This is a genomic window from Paenibacillus pabuli (assembly GCF_039831995.1).
Classification (GTDB): domain Bacteria; phylum Bacillota; class Bacilli; order Paenibacillales; family Paenibacillaceae; genus Paenibacillus; species Paenibacillus pabuli_C.
Genome location: NZ_JBDOIO010000003.1, coordinates 1,696,019 through 1,713,710, shown reverse-complemented (window position 1 = coordinate 1,713,710; position 17,692 = coordinate 1,696,019). Strand labels below are relative to the sequence as shown.

Below are 17,692 nucleotides of genomic sequence, written 5' to 3'. Positions count from 1 at the left end.
AGGTGCTCATGAGTTCTGAGCCTTTCGCCGTTTTACGTATGAGATGCCATGTTTGAAAGGGGGATCAACATTCATGAGTATGGATTTTATTGAAGCAATGAATGAATTGGAGCGGGAAAAAGGGATCAGCAAGGATGTGCTGTTTGAAGCGATTGAAGCGGCATTAATCTCCAGTTACAAACGCAATTTCAACACCGCCCAGAATGTGCGTGTTGACATGAATCGCAATACTGGAGTTATTCGGGTCTATGCACGCAAATTGATCGTGGAGGAAGTCCTGGATTCACGCACCGAAATTTCGTTGCCTGCTGCACGTGAGATTAACCCACACTTCCAGCTGGAAGATATTGCGGAGATCGAGGTTACGCCGCGCGATTTCGGACGTATCGCCGCACAGACTGCCAAACAGGTAGTGACCCAGCGGATTCGTGAAGCCGAACGCGGACTGATCTACAACGCTTTCGTTGACAAGGAAGAGGATATCGTTACGGGAGTGGTGCAGCGTCAGGATTTGCGCAATATCTACATCGATCTGGGCAAAATCGAAGCGGCATTGCCGTTAACCGAATTGATGCCGAACGAAAAGTTTGTTCATGGTGACCGTATTAAGGCATACATCACCAAGGTCGAGAATACGACCAAAGGGCCGCAAATCATTCTGTCCCGTACACATCCGGGTCTATTGAAACGTCTCTTTGAACTGGAAGTTCCTGAAATCTTTGATGGAGTCGTTGAGATTCGCTCTGTTGCACGTGAAGCGGGCTTCCGCTCCAAAATTGCTGTTCATTCCCGCAATGAGGAAGTTGATCCGGTTGGATCGTGTGTAGGCCCTAAAGGCATGCGCGTGCAGACCATTGTGGGTGAGCTGCGCGGTGAAAAGATTGACATCGTTCGTTACTCCGAACAGGTAGACGAATATGTGGCTAATGCATTGAGTCCTTCCAAAGTGCTGGAAGTTCAAGTGTTTGAAGAAGAAAAGATGGCTCGGGTTATCGTACCGGACTATCAACTGTCCCTCGCTATCGGCATCAAGGGCCAAAATGCCCGCCTGGCAGCGAAGCTGACCGGCTGGAAAATCGACATCAAGAGCGAGAGCCAGGCGGAACAGGAATTCGGCAGAGAAAAAGATTCTTCTTCGGAAATGCACCAAGATTCCGTCTCCGTCGATTAAAGTAAAGCACGGGGGGCGCTAACGTATGAAACAGAAAAAAGTGCCGCTGCGCAAATGTGTGGCGTGCCAAGAAATGATGCCCAAAAAGCAACTGATCCGTATCGTTAAAACGCCAGAGGATGAAGTGCTGATCGATTTGACTGGCAAAAAGTCCGGACGTGGCGCTTATTTATGCGGCAAGGAATCCTGTTTTAAGCTTGCACTCAAAAACCGGTCTTTAGATCGGGCGCTCAAAGGCAAGGTTTCACCTGAAATTTACGAGCAATTGGCTGCTGATTTCGCTTCTGTTGAAGATGATTTCATCGCAGCGCAGGAGCGTGATCATGATGAATAACAAAGCATTGTCTTATCTGGGACTCTCCATGCGTGCAGGCAAGCTGGTGACAGGTGAAGAAATCGTGCTCAAGGCGATCCGTTCTTCCGAAGCTAAAATGGTTATTGTTGCGGGTGACGCCTCGGCCAATACACAGAAGAAATTTCGCGACAAATGTGGAACCTACAAAGTTCCACTGGTGATCGGATTTGACCGGGATAGTCTGGGTTCAAGTATCGGTAAAGAAACGCGGGTTGTTCTTGCGGTAACGGACCGTGGGTTTGCAAAAATGATCTCCAAGCAAGTCGGTATAATGTCGGAGGTGGAGTATATTGAGTAAACAGGAAAACAAGGATAAATTGCGAGTTTATGAATATGCGAAGTCCCTTAATATGAGCAGTAAAGAAATTATAACCATTCTTAAAAAACTGGATATTCCCGTAAACAATCATATGAGTGTCATGGAGAATGGTTCAGTGGGTAAGGTGGAACAATTTTTTAAAGATATAAAATCCACTGCAGCATCCAAACAGAACAGCGAGGCAAAACCAGTCGCTACTTCCTCCGTGCGCAGTGAAAAAACAGTGGACAGCAGTAAGCCGGCCGGCGGAGCGAACACGCCGAACAACAGTAATTCATCCGGTAGTCCCGTACAAACAAAAATACAACAGGAAAAGCAGGTAGGTATGAACAATAGACCAAATTCAAACAATAACAACGGCTCCCAAAGACCCAGCGGCCAAGATAGCCGCAACAGAACGAACTCTTCCCAAGGCTCCAGCCAGGGAGGACAAACAGGTAATCGCTCCAGACCTTCGCAAGGCGGACAAAGTAGTACAGCTTCACGTCCACAAGGCGGACAAAGCAGCACAGCTTCACGTCCACAAGGTTCGGGACAACGCCCTAACACAAGTGGTGGCGGTCAAGTGAGAAGCGCTGGACCAAGCAACACTGGTAATGGCGGCAACCGCAGCGGCGGCCAAGGACAGAGTCAAGGTCAAGGCCAACGCAGAGGCGGACAAGGAAATTCCGGTAATAACAACAGTGGTAACCGTTCAAACAGTGGCGGTGGCGGACGTCGTTATGACGACAACCGTGGCGGCAACTTCCGCGGCAACCGTGGTGGCAAGAACAACCGTAACAGAAACCAACAACAGTACCAACAACGCGAGAAAATTGATAATACACCAAAGAAAATCATTGTACGTGGTGATATGACTGTGGGTGAAACAGCGAAGCTTCTTCACAAAGATGCTTCCGAAGTTATCAAAAAACTCATTGGTATGGGTGTTATGGCTACAATTAACCAAGAGCTCGATATCGATACAATTCTTCTGCTCGCAGGTGAATTTGGTGTTGAGGTCGAAGTGAAGATTGTAGTTGAAGACGATCGTTTCGAGACTGTGGAAGAAAATGATGATCCTGCAGATCTGCAATCCCGTCCTCCAGTTGTAACGATTATGGGTCACGTTGACCATGGTAAAACAACACTGCTTGATGCTATTCGTTCCACGAATGTAACGGGCGGCGAAGCTGGCGGAATCACACAGCATATCGGTGCGTATCAGGTAGAAATCAACAACAAAAAAATCACATTCTTGGATACACCGGGTCACGAAGCGTTTACAGCGATGCGTGCTCGTGGTGCACAAGTAACGGATATTACCATCATCGTTGTTGCTGCGGATGACGGCGTTATGCCACAGACTGTTGAGGCCATTAACCACGCAAAAGCAGCGGGTCTTCCAATTATCGTTGCGGTTAACAAAATCGATAAGCCTGGTGCAGATCCGGACAAAGTAAAACAAGAACTGACCAACTATGAACTCGTTCCGGAGGAATGGGGCGGTGACACGATCTTTGTTAACGTTTCGGCGAAACAAAGAATGGGTCTAGAAGGTCTGCTTGAAATGATCCTGCTCGTTGCGGAAGTGAACGAGTACAAAGCGAACCCGGACAAACGTGCCCGTGGTACAGTGATCGAAGCCGAGCTGGATAAAGGACGCGGCCCAGTTGCCCGTATTTTGGTACAGCACGGTACGTTGAAAGTTGGAGATGCCTTTGTTGCAGGTAACTGCTTCGGTCGCGTTCGTGCGATGGTGAATGACAAAGGTCGCCGTCTGAAAGAAGCTGGACCTTCTACTCCTGTAGAAATTACAGGTTTGACTGAAGTTCCAGGTGCGGGAGATCCGTTCATGGTATTTGAAGATGAGCGTAAAGCTCGTTCGATCGCTGACAAACGTGCGATTACGCAACGTGAGTCCGATCTGGGTACCAACACACGCGTAACACTGGACGATCTGTTCCAACACATCAAAGATGGTGAAATCAAAGATCTGAATGTCATTATCAAAGGTGACGTTCAAGGTTCGGTTGAAGCATTGAAGGGTTCACTTGCAAAAATCGAGGTTGAAGGCGTACGCGTGAAGATCATTCATAGCGGTGCTGGTGCAATTACCGAATCCGATATCATCTTGGCTGCTGCATCCAATGCCATCGTGATTGGCTTCAATGTTCGTCCTGATAACCAGGCGAAAATAACTGCAGATCAAGAGCAAGTAGACATTCGTCTTCACCGTGTCATCTATAGCGTTATCGAAGAGATTGAACAGGCGATGAAAGGAATGCTTGATCCGATCTACAAAGAAAATGTAATCGGTCATGCTGAAGTTCGCAGCACGTTCAAAATCAGTAAAGTGGGTACCATCGCTGGATGTATGGTTACCTCTGGTAAAATTACACGTTCAGCGGAAGCACGCTTGATTCGTGATGGCATTGTCCTTTACGAAGGTAAGCTTGATTCACTGAAACGTTACAAAGACGATGCCAAAGAAGTAGCTCAAGGCTACGAATGTGGTATTACTCTTGATAACTATAACGATCTCAAAGAAGGCGACGTTATTGAAGCCTTTGTTATGGAGACGGTACAACGATAAGCAAGGAAGCATGAGGTGAACAACTATGGCCAAGATTCGTACAGGTAGAGTGGGCGAGCAGATCAAGAAAGAATTGAGTATGCTCATCCAGTCTGAACTGAAAGATCCACGTATCGGCTTCATTACCGTAACAGGTGTCGACGTGACTAATGACTTGTCGCAAGCCAAAGTTTATCTGAGTGTCTTCGGTGAACAGGAGCAAAAGGATAACTCGCTTAAAGCACTCGATAAAGCAAATGGATTTTTGCGTTCCGAGCTGGGCAAGCGAATTAGACTTCGCCATGTACCTGAATTGATATTCAAGATCGACGAATCGATCGCGTATGGCAGCCGGATTGAGAAGCTGCTTGGCGACATTGGTACCGACAAGAACGAATCCCAGTAACAGCATAAAGGAGACGGCAATGCACACTTATGAACAGGCGCTTCAGGCGGGAAAGCAATTTCTGCTGGAGCATGATGATTACCTGGTCGTGTCGCATGTACAGCCGGACGGTGACGCAGTCAGCTCGACGGTAACAGTGGGCTGGCTGCTGTCATGTCTGGGGAAGACATTCACGATGATTAATGAAGGTGAGATCCCGCAGCGAATGCGTTTTTTGTGGGGAGCAGATGAAATCGTGAACATGACCGAACAACCACCGCAGCGTAAATATAAAGCAGTGATTTGTGTAGACTGTGCAGACTTTGCAAGAGTGGGCCTAACTCGCCATTATTTCGAAGAAGATGCTGTTATTCTAAATATTGATCACCATCCCACCAATGATGCTTATGGAACGGTAAATATCATTAAACCGGATGCAGCAGCTACTGCGGAAATCTTGTTTGATTTTGTAAACTTGTTCCCGGTGACGTTGAATCAAGATGCTGCAATGGCTATATATACAGGGTTGCTGACGGATACAGGCGGGTTTCGGTACGCGAATACCAGTCCAAATGTAATGACGACTGCGTCCAAATTGCTTGAGCATGGTGTGGATGGACCGTACCTTGCGCAAATTTTGCTTGAACAGGTTACACTTCCCCAAGTTCGTATATTAAATCAGGCACTTTCGAGTCTGCAAATGACAGCGGATGGAAAAATTGCTTGGGTGGTTATTACACCAGAAGATATGATTGCTTGTGGAGCGGCCAATGAGGATCTTGAAGGGGTTGTAAACTACCCCCGGAATATTCAAGGCGTAGAAGTGGGGATCTTTTTCAAAGTCATCAATAATAATGCTGTAAAAGTGTCTCTCCGGTCTGCTGGTAAAGTCGATGTCGCTGCGCTTGCACAGACATTTGGCGGAGGGGGCCACGTACTGGCTGCCGGGTGCCGTGTTGAAGGTGAGTTAGAAGAGATTGTAGCCAAGGTGCTGAAGCAGGTGAATGCGCAATGGTAAAACCACTTGAAGGAATTCTACCTGTATACAAGCCGGCGGGATTCACCTCACATGATGTTGTAGCCAAAATGCGACGCATTCTAAAAATGAAACGTATAGGTCACACTGGAACATTGGATCCACAGGTTACGGGTGTACTTCCACTATGCCTCGGAAGAGCCACACGGGTAGTCGAATACATGCAGGAACTTCCGAAAGAGTACTTGGCAACACTACGATTGGGCCTGTCCACGGACACAGAAGATATGACGGGTGAGGTTATTGAGTGTTCGGAAGAATCAGTCCACGTTACTGAAGAACAGGTACTTCAGGTCCTGAATCAGTTTAAGGGTACGATTTCCCAGGTTCCACCCATGTATTCTGCGGTTAAAGTCGACGGTAAACGTCTGTATGAGCTTGCACGTGAAGGCAAAACAGTGGAGCGTAAGAGCCGCGAAGTTACGATTTACGAGATTGAACTGACCGGAATGGAAACGCATGGCGACACCACGGATATTTCCTTCCGGGCATTGTGTTCCAAAGGGACGTATATTCGAACGTTGTGCGTGGATATTGGCCGCGAACTGGGATACCCATCTACTATGGTACGGCTCGAGCGTACGATTTCCGCAGGAATCACAGCGGATCGGTGCCTGCGATTTGAGGATGTGGAACAGCACATGGCCGCAGGTACGCTGGCTGAAGTTCTGATTCCGGTAGATGACGCCGTTGACTACATGCCTGCACATAAAGTTCCAGAGGACCACACCAAAGGAGCTCTCCAAGGACAGAAATTGTCCGCACGTTTATTGGAGCCGCCTGTGGAACAGCCAGGGCTTTTGCGGTTATATGCACAGGATGGCACATTTCTCGGTATCTTCGAACGGGATGAACTTAAACCAACAGTTCGAGCTGTTAAGGTTTTTTTACCGGAATAAAGAGACCTTGAGTTTAGGTTGATGTGATGCTAAGCTCGGTCTATCAAGTGAAATGCAGGTGAATGATTGTATGAGAACCGTAATGCTAACGTATCCGCAGACATTAACTTCCGATGAATTGCGTAGACAACCCCAGGTGCTGGCCATTGGCCAATTTGACGGAATGCATCTCGGACATGCAAGCGTCATTCTGTCAGCTGTCCGCATTGCTCGTGAAAAGGGCGTGCAATCAGCGGTAATGACCTTCCATCCGCATCCGAAGGAAGTCATGCGCAAAGGAGATTACGAAGGTTATCTGACGCCCCTGAGAGATAAGGAAGATATCTTGGCAGAGATGGGCGTTGACGTGTTATACGTTGTGGAGTTTAATGAAGAATTTTCACAGTTGACACCGGAGCAGTTTGTACATGATCTGCTGATTCCACTTCAGACACGAACGGCGGTAGTTGGTTTTGACTTCCGTTTTGGTCACAAGGGAGCGGGTGATGAGCAGATGCTTCGTTCGCTGGGCAGCAATGAGATGTCTGTAGAAACGGTACCTCCATTCCTGCTTAATGGCGAGAAGGTCAGCAGTTCTTTGATCCGTGGTTTGCTTAAACGTGGAGAAATGGATGAAGCGAGTCAGTGGCTGGGACGTCCATACAGTATTAGAGGCACGGTTATCCACGGAGAGAAACGCGGCCGGACCATTGGTTTCCCAACTGCCAATCTCGAATTGACTGATCATTATGTGGCACCTGCGAAAGGTGTGTATGCTGTACGTGTATATCATGGCGAGCGGTCGTTACGAGGGGTAATGAACCTCGGTGTGAAACCTACGTTCCACGATAGCGGGATGAAGCCTACATTTGAAGTACATGTACTTGATTTTGAAGGACATCTCTATGATGAGGAACTGAAGGTAGAGCTGGTTCACTATATTCGTGAAGAACGCAAGTTTGACTCCATCGACGCTCTGATTCGCCAGATTCGGGAAGATGCCTTGACTGCTGCAAGACTCTTAGGTTGAAATTCCGAGTAAAATGCATGTTTACATTTACTTTGGTTAGGCAACTATGATATAATGTACTACGTTGTCGTCATAGACAACAGACAACCTTGGCTTGGTTGCACGCTCTCACCGGCGGTAACGAGGCTAATGGCGATTATAATGAAGGAGGTGAATAGGATGGCATTGACTCAAGAACGTAAACAACAACTGATCGACGAGCACAAAACTCATGAGTCCGATACTGGATCACCTGAGGTGCAAGTTGCTATCCTTACGGAAAACATCAGAAGTTTGACAGACCACTTGCGTACGCATAAGAAAGACCACCACTCACGTCGTGGACTTTTGAAAATGGTAGGTCAACGTCGTAAGCTTTTGGCTTACGTGAAAAACAAAGATGTTAAACGTTACAGCGCATTGATCGAGAAACTCGGATTGCGTCGTTAATTATCGTACATGTTTTCAAAACCAACCTGGCTGTTTTCCGTCGTTCCTCTGTATAGAGGGACAAGCGGAGTTTACAGCTGGGTTGTTTTGTAGATGAACATGTTGCCATATATTTGTAGATGATAGCTCCGCAAGGGGCTTTTGTTTTGCAAGTTAATGAATGCAGGACAAGCAGGAAATACTGATAAAATGCAGAATCCATTGTGTAAGGAACGATTAGAAGGAGGGATTTCATGGAAAAACGTGTTGAAATGCAGCTTGGTGGAAGAACGCTTGTGCTTGAAACAGGACGTTTGGCTAAACAGGCAAATGCTGCCGTTAAAGTAACATACGGAGATACGGTTGTTTTGTGTACCGTTACAGCATCAAGCGAACCGAAGGATCTGGACTTTTTCCCGCTGACGGTGAACTATGAGGAAAGATTGTATGCCGTAGGTAAAATTCCAGGCGGATTCATTAAACGGGAAGGAAGACCAAGCGAGAAAGCCATTCTGGCTAGTCGTCTGACAGACCGTCCAATTCGTCCACTGTTCCCTGAAGGTTTCCGTAATGATGTACAAGTGCTCAACATCGTTATGAGTGTTGATCAGGACTGTGAACCACAGATTGCTGCGATGATCGGTACATCGGCTGCACTGAGCATTTCGGACGTACCATTCAACGGACCGATTGGTGGCGTGAAAGTTGGACGTATTGATGGCGAATTCATCATTAACCCAACAATTGCACAGCTTGAAGTCAGTGAAATTGAACTCGTTGTTGCAGGAACCAAAGATGCCATCATGATGGTAGAGGCAGAAGCCAACGAAGTTCCGGAAGAAGTTATGCTTGAAGCTATCATGTTCGGACATGATGAAATCAAAAACATTGTGGCTGTCATTGAACAACTGGTTCAAGTGGCCGGCAAAGAAAAAATGGCTGTAAAACTGCACGCTGTAAACGCTGAAGTGAACAGTGCTGTACGTGAATTTGCGAGTGCTCGCTTGGTAGAAGCGGTTAAAATTGCCGAGAAGCATGCACGTCAAGACGCAATTGATGCAGTGAATGACGAAACCGTTGCTCATTTTGAAGAGCAATACATCGAGACTCCTGAACTGCTCAAAGACGTGAAAGAAGTGCTGCATGATATCGTCAAAGAAGAAGTACGCCGCTTGATCACCCATGATAAGGTTCGTCCGGATGGACGCGGTCTTGCTGAGATTCGTCCAATTGAGTGTGATACATCTTTGCTGCCGCGTACGCATGGTTCCGGTTTGTTCACACGTGGTCAAACACAAGCGCTCAGCATTTGTACCCTGGGTGCATTGGGTGATGTTCAGATTCTGGACGGAATCAGCTTGGAAGAAACCAAACGCTTCATGCATCATTACAACTTCCCGCCATTCAGCGTGGGTGAAGCTCGTCCATTGCGTGCTCCAGGTCGTCGTGAAATTGGACATGGTGCATTGGGTGAACGTGCTCTTGCTAAAGTTATTCCATCGGAAACTGACTTCCCGTACACGATTCGTCTGGTATCAGAAGTACTGGAATCTAACGGTTCGACTTCACAGGCAAGTATCTGCGCAAGTACACTTGCCATGATGGATGCAGGTGTGCCAATTAAGGCTCCGGTTGCTGGGGTAGCTATGGGTCTGATCAAAGATGGAGAGCATGTGTCCATTCTCAGTGATATTCAAGGTATGGAAGATCACTTGGGAGACATGGACTTCAAAGTGGCAGGAACACCGGAAGGTGTAACAGCGATCCAAATGGATATTAAAATTGATGGAATTGATCGTCAAATTTTGTCTGAAGCTTTGGCTCAAGCTAAAGAAGGCCGCATGCATATCTTGGGCAAAATGACCGAAGTAATGAAAACTCCGCGTGAGCAATTGTCTCAATATGCTCCTAAGATTACGACAATGCATATTAATCCGGATAAAATCCGTGATGTTATCGGTGCTGGTGGTAAGATTATCAATAAAATCATCGAAGAAACCGGTGTTAAGATTGATATTGAACAGGACGGACGCGTATTTATCGCTTCTTCCAACCAGGACATGAACGATAAGGCAAAATCGATTATCGAAGGAATCGTACGTGAAGTGCTGGTCGGCGAGATCTATGTCGGCAAAGTAAAACGTGTGGAGAAATTCGGTGCATTTGTTGAAGTTCTTCCAAACAAAGAGGGTCTGGTTCACATCTCGCAACTGTCGACAGAACGTGTTGCCAAAGTAGAAGATGTTGTAGCCATAGGTGATTCCATTACAGTTAAAGTAACGGAAATTGACCAACAAGGTCGCATCAACTTGTCCCGCAAAGCAGTATTGACGGCTGAAGCTCCGGCACAATCCTAAATCCTGCTTAAATCTGTACAGATCCATTGAATGAAGAGACAGAATGTGTATTTCTGGCTCTTTTTTTAACGCCTAAAATCGGTTAACGTTAATGGATTTCAAAAGGCCGCCTGAATTTGTTGTTCATATTCTTGCCCTTGTCCTCATATGATGGGGACAAAGACGGCGGGAGGATGGAACTGTGAAAAACCAATCTAAAAAGCTGGTTGCAGTTCTGGCGGGTGTGGCGGCTGTCATACTGGTCGGACAAGTAGGCAGTGTACGTACATACATTACGGAGATTCGGGATGGCCCGGGGACACAAAATGCATTCGATATGTTTCAGGAGGCGACTGGAGAGGATGCCTTGTTGTCGGCGATCCGGGATAAAGCGGCCGAAACAAAAATAGCTCCGGTCAATGCGAAAGTGGACCGGGTATGGAAGGCAATACCGGGGTATAACGGCCTTGAGATTGATGTGGAAGCCACGTATCGCAAGGCACTTGGTGGTAACCTCAATACCAAGATTGCATACGTTTACCGTCAGGTTGAACCGGAAATCCAGCTTAAGGATCTCGGGGCTCACCCGATATACCGGGGCAATCCGGCAAAGCCGATGGTTTCGTTCATGATTAATGTGGCCTGGGGCAATGAGTATATTATCCCGATGCTTGACACTCTCGATGCCGAGAAGGTGAAGGCAACCTTTTTTCTGGATGGAAGCTGGTTAAAGAAAAATGCAGAGCTCGCCAAAGAGATTCAGAAACGAGGTCATGAACTGTCCAACCATGCCTACTCCCATCCAAACATGAGTCGTTTGAGTGCAGAACGCGCCAGACTGGAGATAAGCAAAACAGAGGATCTCCTCAAGGAAACGCTAGGGGTGGAAAACCGGTGGTTTGCTCCCCCGTCAGGTGACTTTAATCAGAAAACAGTGGACATTGCTTCAAGCATGGGATTGCAAACGGTCCTATGGACACTGGACACCGTGGACTGGAGAAAGCCAAGTTCCGCTTCAATTGTCAATAAAATTGAGGCGAAGGTGGAAGCTGGTACGTTAATTTTGATGCATCCCACAGCGTCCTCGTCGGGAGCACTAAAAGGCATGATTGAGTCGGTTCGAGCGAAAGGACTCGTTCTGGGGACAGTGAGTGAGACGTTATCTTCGGAACGCATAAAAGCTCCAGCGGTTGAGTGAGCGGCGTTTTTTTGTTAATATCAAACAGTTGGAACCAAATGTCGATTTCGTTTTTTTGGAGATCAAGGCAATTATAGAGATGTAGGAGGGCCAACCGTGAAAAAAATTCAGCTGGGCAATGGCCTCAGGGTAGTCATGGAACAGATTCCGACCTGTCGTTCCGTGTCTTTTGGTATATGGGTCAAGACAGGATCGCGTAACGAGCAGCCTGTAAACAATGGAGTATCACATTTTATTGAACACATGTTGTTCAAGGGAACGGATCGTTACGACGCCAAGGCAATTGCGGAACAGTTTGATGCTATTGGCGGTAACGTGAACGCGTTCACTTCGAAAGAATACACGTGTTATTATGCTAAAGTATTGGATGAGCATCTGCCTATCGCTGTAGATGTATTGTCTGACATGTTTTTCCGTTCCAAAATGGATGATGGCGAGCTCATCAAGGAGAAAAACGTCATCCTGGAAGAGATTTCAATGTACGAGGATACACCGGATGATATGGTTCACGATTTGATGGCTACGGCTGCCTATGGAGAACATCCGCTGGCGTACCCGATTCTGGGTACGGAGGAACGGCTTAAAGCGATGGATTCCAGCGATCTGCGCGCATACATGAAGGAGCACTATACCATTGAGAATACAGTCATTAGTATTGCAGGCAATATTGATGACAGTGTGATTGATTTGATGGAAAAACATTTTGGATCATTTGACGTTCACGGTGCGGCTGAACAGATTACCGTTCCCAAATTCCAAAGTGGACAGCTCTTTCACAAGAAGAAAACCGAACAGAATCATATCTGTATTTCGTTTCCAGGCTGCAAAATCGGAGATCCCCTGCAGTTTGCCATGGTTGTATTGAACAATGCCATTGGTGGCGGCATGAGCTCCAGACTGTTCCAGGAAATTCGTGAAAAGCGCGGACTGGCATACTCCGTATATTCCTATCACAGTTCTCATGCGGACAGCGGATTGTTCACGATATATGCAGGTACTGCACCGAAACAAACGAAAGAAGTGTTGGATCTGACCAAAGAGGTTCTGCAGGATCTTGCCGTGAACGGTCTGACAGAAGATGAACTGCGCAAAGGAAAAGAACAGCTGAAAGGAAGTCTGATTCTCAGTTTGGAGAGTACGGGAAGCCGGATGAATCGTTTGGGTAAAAACGAACTGATGCTGGGCAGACACCATACGCTGGATGAAATGATAGCCAAAATTGAACAAGTAACGATGGATGATATCGATGCTGTACTTGACCTGATGTTCGCGGAGCCATTTGCGCTTGCTATGGTCGGTGCTTCCGATCGCACCATTGCTGGATTAAGAAGGGATGATTTTGTTGCATTACGTTCAAATTCAAAAGCTACCGGGCAATGAAGATATTAAGCTGCCTCAAAAAATGTCGGAGCTTGCATCAGGCTTTGATGTAGTTGCTGCGCTTCAGGAGGACGTTGTATTGCAGCCGGGACAGCGCACGCTGATTCCGACTGGCTTGGCCATGGCTATGCCTGCTGGCCTTGAAGCACAGATCCGCCCACGCAGCGGTCTGGCGTTCAAACACGGCATTACCTGTTTAAACACACCGGGTACCATTGATGCGGATTACCGGGGTGAGGTTAAGGTGCTATTGATTAATCTGGGCCAAGAGCCATTCACGATTGTACGGGGTGAACGCATTGCTCAGATCGTGTTTCAGACTGTGCCTGCTGTTGAACTAACCGAAGTGAACGAACTCTCGGAAACAGTTCGTGGCGAAGGCGGATTCGGTCATACCGGAAAATAATAAGCTGCTACGAATGATGAAGGGCCTTCCCATACGGGAAGGCTTTTTTGTTTAGAGAAGAGAAAGGAAATGTTTTCACCCCCCTGTGGGCCACTGCATACGATAAGGCATACATGTGGTGAAAGGAGTGACGTCCCGATGCTGACCGGAGTCCGGATAGTAGTCCTGGGCGGAGATGCGCGGCAGCTTGAAGTCATTCAAAAATGCGCAGAGCTGGATGCCACGGTAAGTGTGGTCGGTTTCGACAAGCTGGAGCGTCCTATTTCGGGGATCGAATATCATGAGCTGGAGGATGAGGTGTTGGCATCCGCGGATGTGGTGGTGCTCCCCGTAGTTGGTTGTGATGATCAGGGGAAAGTGAGCACCTCATTCAGTGACCAGCCGATTTTCCTGAAAAAAGAACAGATAGCGGCATTGCCAGAGCATTGTATTGTTTTCACAGGAATGGCAAAGCCATTTTTGCGTGAGTTGTGCGTGGATAACGGCTTACGGCTGATTGAAGTGCTGGATCGTGATGACATCGCGCTCTTCAACTCGATCCCGACAGCTGAGGGAGCGGTCGCGATGGCGATTCGGGAGACGGACTTCACGATCCACGGCTCGGAATGTATTGTGCTTGGGCTCGGCCGAACAGGATTCACAATGGCCAAAACGCTCCAGGGTCTTGGGGCAAATGTACGGGTGGGAATCAGGCGGGAAGAGGATGCGGCTCGGGCTAACATCATGGGCTGGAAGCCTTTCATGACAACGGATTTGGCCGCTCAAACCGGGGCAGTTGACTTGCTTTTTAATACGATACCGACTATGATAATCACAGCACAAATCCTGTCCAGAATGCCTCAAAAAGCAGTCATTATCGACCTCGCATCCGCTCCTGGCGGCTGTGATTTCAGATATGCTGAAAAACGCGGCATTAAAGCGCTTCTAGCGCCAGGCCTCCCCGGCATTGTTGCTCCCAAAACGGCTGGCGGCATTATTGCCGACGCGTTGATCCGTTTGCTTTTGGAAGAACAAAACGCACGGGAGGTTGAACAATGAACTGGAAGGGTAAAACGGTAGGTTATGCGATTACAGGTTCTCATTGTACGTTTGAAGAGGTTATGCCGGTAATTAGCCGGTTTGTGGCTGAGGGTGCGAATGTCGTTCCGATTATTTCCAATTCGGTTTTAACAACGGATACGCGCTTTGGTACGGCTCAGAACTGGCAAAAACAGTTGAAAGATATAACTGGGAATGATATTATTTCTACAATTGTTGAGGCGGAACCGCTGGGGCCATCCAAATTGCTTGATGTGCTCGTAATTGCTCCCTGCACAGGGAACACAACGAGTAAGCTGGCTAATGCGATGACCGATAGCCCTGTGCTGATGGCAGCCAAAGCCCAGATGCGGAATCAGCGTCCGGTAGTGCTTGCCATCTCCACAAATGATGGCCTGGGACTGAATGCCGCGAACATCGCCAAACTGCTTGTAGCAAAATATATTTACTTTGTACCGTTCGGGCAGGATGATCCGGTGAAGAAACCAAACTCGTTAGTGGCAAAGATGGAACTTATTCCGGAGGCATGCTGGAGTGCACTGGAAGGTCAACAGTTACAGCCGATGATCGTAGAACGCTCTGCACAGGCTTAATCGTTTATTGACCAAGTTTAACGTTTGTTTACGGGTTGGATTTCGCTGTGGAGAAGTTCCAGGATAACGGTTATACGCATGAAGAAATGAACTTGGTTAGGTTAGACAAAGAAAATCATGGGGGACGATACGTCGGAAGTTTAACAGCTTCCTGTGTACGCGTTCCTGTCGTTGAAGGGCATTCCTGCTTGCACCGAATTGATCGCAAGCGGGATGCGTTCATGGAGATATGCATGTCGTGATCGGTGATAAACCGACCTTCAGTTAGTGAATTGCTTAGAGCAAGCAATCTACAGAGGAAAAACGGCATATAATGTCGTAATCATTGCTGAATTTATTGCATCGGAACGCTCCCTGGGTTGATCCATTTGTTGATTTGACCGTGTCCAGTCTTCTTGCGTACACAAATGGAGGAATTAAGATGCGTATCATGGTACAGAAATTTGGAGGCACGTCGCTTTCTACGGTTCAGGCGAGAGAGCACGTGCTCCGTCATATTAAACGTGAACTTGAGGCAGGACTGAGTCTTGTCATTGTTGTGTCGGCTATGGGCCGCCGGGGCGAACCATATGCTACGGATACATTGCTCGACTGGGCAGCGCAAAATGGTAATTCACTGTCTGCACGTGAAAAGGATTTATTGTTGTGCTGTGGTGAGATCATATCGGCTACAACACTCAGCAGTCTGCTTGAACATGAAAACATCCCCACAACTGTGCTGACTGGTGCGCAGGCAGGCTTTGTGACGGACGACAATTTCGGGAATGCCCGGATTTTGGATGTCCGTCCTGTTCGTGTGCTGGAGGAGCTTCAAAAAAACCGTGTTGTTATTGTTACGGGTTTCCAAGGGCAGACAGAGAGCGGAGACTTTACCACATTAGGCCGTGGCGGCAGTGATACATCAGCTACAGCATTGGGTGCTGCTCTTCAGGCGGAGATGGTGGATATCTATACCGATGTAAACGGCATTTTGACCGCTGATCCGCGGATTGTGGAGGATGCACGTCCGTTAACTGTGGTGAGTTATGCCGAGATCTGTAATATGGCGCATCACGGGGCCAAAGTCATTCACCCCCGAGCAGTTGAAATTGCAATGCAATCCCAAATTCCTGTACGCGTACGATCCACTTTTGCAGACAGTGAAGGAACCCTTGTTACCCATCCGGAAGGATTCCAGGATGTGCAGACAGGCATAGTAGATCGTTATGTGACGGGTATTGCTTACGTTAGCAACGTAACCCAGATCACAGTAGATGTGCCGGGAGGCGCGGATCGGCTGCAGCTGAAAGTCTTCAAAACAATGGCTGAAAATTCGATTAGTGTTGATTTTATTAATGTTACCCCTTCAGGAGTCGTCTATACTGTGTTCGACAGTGACTCTGAAAAAGCAATTCAAGTTTTGCAAGAGATTGGTCTTAAACCTCAAAGTCTGTCCGGCTGTGCCAAAGTTTCGGTGATCGGCGGTGGAATTAACGGTGTGCCTGGTATCATGGCAAGAATCGTTGAATCGTTAACACTGGCTGACATTCAGATCTTGCAATCGGCAGATTCGAACACAACCATCTGGGTACTTGTAAAAAAAGAAGATATGGTTCAGGCCCTGAGGGCGCTTCACACCTCGTTCGAACTTCATTTGTAATTTGAAGCGTGCGGAGCCAGACCTGTTTTGAAGGAGGAAATCGAATTGGACTTTGGAAGATTGATTACAGCAATGGTCACTCCGTTCAACGAACAGGGGGAGATTCATTGGGAGGAAACTGCAAGGCTTATAGACTATTTAATTGCAGATCAAAAATCTGAAGCACTTGTGGTGTCCGGTACGACCGGTGAATCTCCTACACTTAGCGACAGTGAGAAGGTGCAGCTTTTTGAGTTTGCAGTGAAGCATGCTGCAGGAAGATGCAAAATCATTGCCGGAACAGGGTCTAACAATACTGCCCATTCGATCCATCTGACACAAGAAGCTGAACGTGTCGGTGTGGATGGGGTCCTTTTGGTCGTTCCTTATTACAACAAACCAAGCCAAGAAGGCATGTTCAAACATTTTGAAGCCATTGCGAGCTCAACCAAGCTGCCTGTAATGCTATATAACGTACCAGGCCGTACCGCAGCAAGCCTGTCTACTGCCACTACGCTTCGCCTGGCTCAGATTCCGAATATCGTGGCTACGAAGGAATGTGCTCCCTTGGAGCAAGTGACACTGGTTGCTGCAGGTGCACCCGATCACTTCAAAGTTTACTCGGGAGATGACGCATCAGGTTTACCAGCAATCACGGTGGGAGCATATGGCATTGTCAGTGTTGCGAGTCATATAGTCGGTGCGGAGATGAAACAGATGATTGATGCATTCGTTGGGGGAGACACACAAAAAGCAACCCAATTGCATCAGCAACTTTTCCCAGTGTTCAAAGGTTTATTTGAGTGTCCGCAGCCTTTGCCGAACCCGGTTGCAGTGAAATACGCTCTGACGTTGCGTGGATTAAACGTTGGTTCAGTGCGTCTTCCGCTGATTGCTCCAACCGACGAGGAGCAGGGCTTTATCCGTGCCTTGCTTAATGAATAGCAAGCATGCTCTTGTCTAAAAATTATTAATTTTTATAACATA

17 protein-coding genes are annotated in these 17,692 nt (G+C 47.5%); all 17 read left to right on the top strand.

All coding sequences use genetic code 11. The features are described from left to right. Positions 1 to 73: 73 nt before the first annotated feature. The 17 genes from nusA (at position 74) to dapA (ending at position 17,650) form a co-directional block, all read left to right on the top strand. Positions 74 to 1,171, top strand: coding sequence for a transcription termination factor NusA (gene nusA / locus ABGV42_RS09685; RefSeq protein ID WP_095287723.1), 1,098 nt, complete (start codon positions 74 to 76; stop codon positions 1,169 to 1,171). Positions 1,172 to 1,196: 25 nt separating this feature from the next. Further along, complete coding sequence (gene rnpM / locus ABGV42_RS09680; RefSeq protein ID WP_095287722.1) at positions 1,197 to 1,505, top strand: RNase P modulator RnpM; 309 nt, start codon at positions 1,197 to 1,199, stop codon at positions 1,503 to 1,505. Further along, on the top strand, positions 1,495 to 1,824 hold the full coding sequence (locus tag ABGV42_RS09675; protein WP_170948040.1) for a L7Ae/L30e/S12e/Gadd45 family ribosomal protein: 330 nt from the start codon (positions 1,495 to 1,497) through the stop codon (positions 1,822 to 1,824). Before rnpM ends, ABGV42_RS09675 begins: the two co-directional genes overlap by 11 nt. Further along, positions 1,817 to 4,420 (top strand): translation initiation factor IF-2, encoded by a 2,604-nt coding sequence (infB, locus tag ABGV42_RS09670; RefSeq protein WP_347381491.1) that lies wholly within the window; start codon positions 1,817 to 1,819, stop codon positions 4,418 to 4,420. Before ABGV42_RS09675 ends, infB begins: the two co-directional genes overlap by 8 nt. 25 nt (positions 4,421 to 4,445) lie before the next feature. Beyond that, complete coding sequence (rbfA, locus tag ABGV42_RS09665; RefSeq protein WP_347381490.1) at positions 4,446 to 4,805, top strand: 30S ribosome-binding factor RbfA; 360 nt, start codon at positions 4,446 to 4,448, stop codon at positions 4,803 to 4,805. A gap of 19 nt (positions 4,806 to 4,824) precedes the next feature. Beyond that, a complete protein-coding gene (locus ABGV42_RS09660; RefSeq protein ID WP_347381489.1) occupies positions 4,825 to 5,802 on the top strand; it encodes a DHH family phosphoesterase in 978 nt (325 codons plus the stop codon). Beyond that, positions 5,796 to 6,719 carry a tRNA pseudouridine(55) synthase TruB gene (truB, locus tag ABGV42_RS09655; RefSeq protein ID WP_347381488.1) on the top strand — a complete coding sequence of 308 codons (924 nt, stop codon included), beginning with the start codon at positions 5,796 to 5,798 and terminating at the stop codon, positions 6,717 to 6,719. The genes ABGV42_RS09660 and truB overlap by 7 nt, the downstream gene beginning before the upstream one ends. 70 nt (positions 6,720 to 6,789) lie before the next feature. Continuing rightward, positions 6,790 to 7,728, top strand: a complete 939-nt coding sequence (locus ABGV42_RS09650) for a bifunctional riboflavin kinase/FAD synthetase (RefSeq protein ID WP_347381487.1) — start codon at positions 6,790 to 6,792, stop codon at positions 7,726 to 7,728. A gap of 159 nt (positions 7,729 to 7,887) precedes the next feature. Further along, positions 7,888 to 8,157, top strand: a complete 270-nt coding sequence (gene rpsO / locus ABGV42_RS09645; protein WP_056700672.1) for a 30S ribosomal protein S15 — start codon at positions 7,888 to 7,890, stop codon at positions 8,155 to 8,157. A 233-nt stretch (positions 8,158 to 8,390) separates the two neighbouring features. Then, positions 8,391 to 10,493, top strand: coding sequence for a polyribonucleotide nucleotidyltransferase (gene pnp / locus ABGV42_RS09640; RefSeq protein ID WP_347381486.1), 2,103 nt, complete (start codon positions 8,391 to 8,393; stop codon positions 10,491 to 10,493). 181 nt (positions 10,494 to 10,674) lie between these two features. Beyond that, positions 10,675 to 11,670 carry a polysaccharide deacetylase family protein gene (locus tag ABGV42_RS09635; protein WP_347381485.1) on the top strand — a complete coding sequence of 332 codons (996 nt, stop codon included), beginning with the start codon at positions 10,675 to 10,677 and terminating at the stop codon, positions 11,668 to 11,670. Between the two features lie 96 nt (positions 11,671 to 11,766). After that, on the top strand, positions 11,767 to 13,050 hold the full coding sequence (locus ABGV42_RS09630; RefSeq protein ID WP_347381484.1) for a M16 family metallopeptidase: 1,284 nt from the start codon (positions 11,767 to 11,769) through the stop codon (positions 13,048 to 13,050). After that, positions 13,010 to 13,456 (top strand): dUTP diphosphatase, encoded by a 447-nt coding sequence (gene dut / locus ABGV42_RS09625; protein ID WP_017689132.1) that lies wholly within the window; start codon positions 13,010 to 13,012, stop codon positions 13,454 to 13,456. Before ABGV42_RS09630 ends, dut begins: the two co-directional genes overlap by 41 nt. Positions 13,457 to 13,594: 138 nt before the next feature. Further along, positions 13,595 to 14,494 (top strand): dipicolinate synthase subunit DpsA, encoded by a 900-nt coding sequence (dpsA, locus tag ABGV42_RS09620; protein ID WP_347381483.1) that lies wholly within the window; start codon positions 13,595 to 13,597, stop codon positions 14,492 to 14,494. Then, entirely contained in the window at positions 14,491 to 15,087 is a 597-nt protein-coding gene (locus tag ABGV42_RS09615) for a dipicolinate synthase subunit B (protein ID WP_347381482.1), read from the top strand. Before dpsA ends, ABGV42_RS09615 begins: the two co-directional genes overlap by 4 nt. A gap of 421 nt (positions 15,088 to 15,508) precedes the next feature. Next, positions 15,509 to 16,726: an aspartate kinase gene (gene dapG, locus ABGV42_RS09610; RefSeq protein ID WP_347381481.1), complete on the top strand. Its 1,218-nt coding sequence runs from the start codon at positions 15,509 to 15,511 to the stop codon at positions 16,724 to 16,726. 45 nt (positions 16,727 to 16,771) lie between these two features. After that, positions 16,772 to 17,650: a 4-hydroxy-tetrahydrodipicolinate synthase gene (gene dapA, locus ABGV42_RS09605; protein ID WP_347381480.1), complete on the top strand. Its 879-nt coding sequence runs from the start codon at positions 16,772 to 16,774 to the stop codon at positions 17,648 to 17,650. Positions 17,651 to 17,692 lie beyond the last annotated feature (42 nt).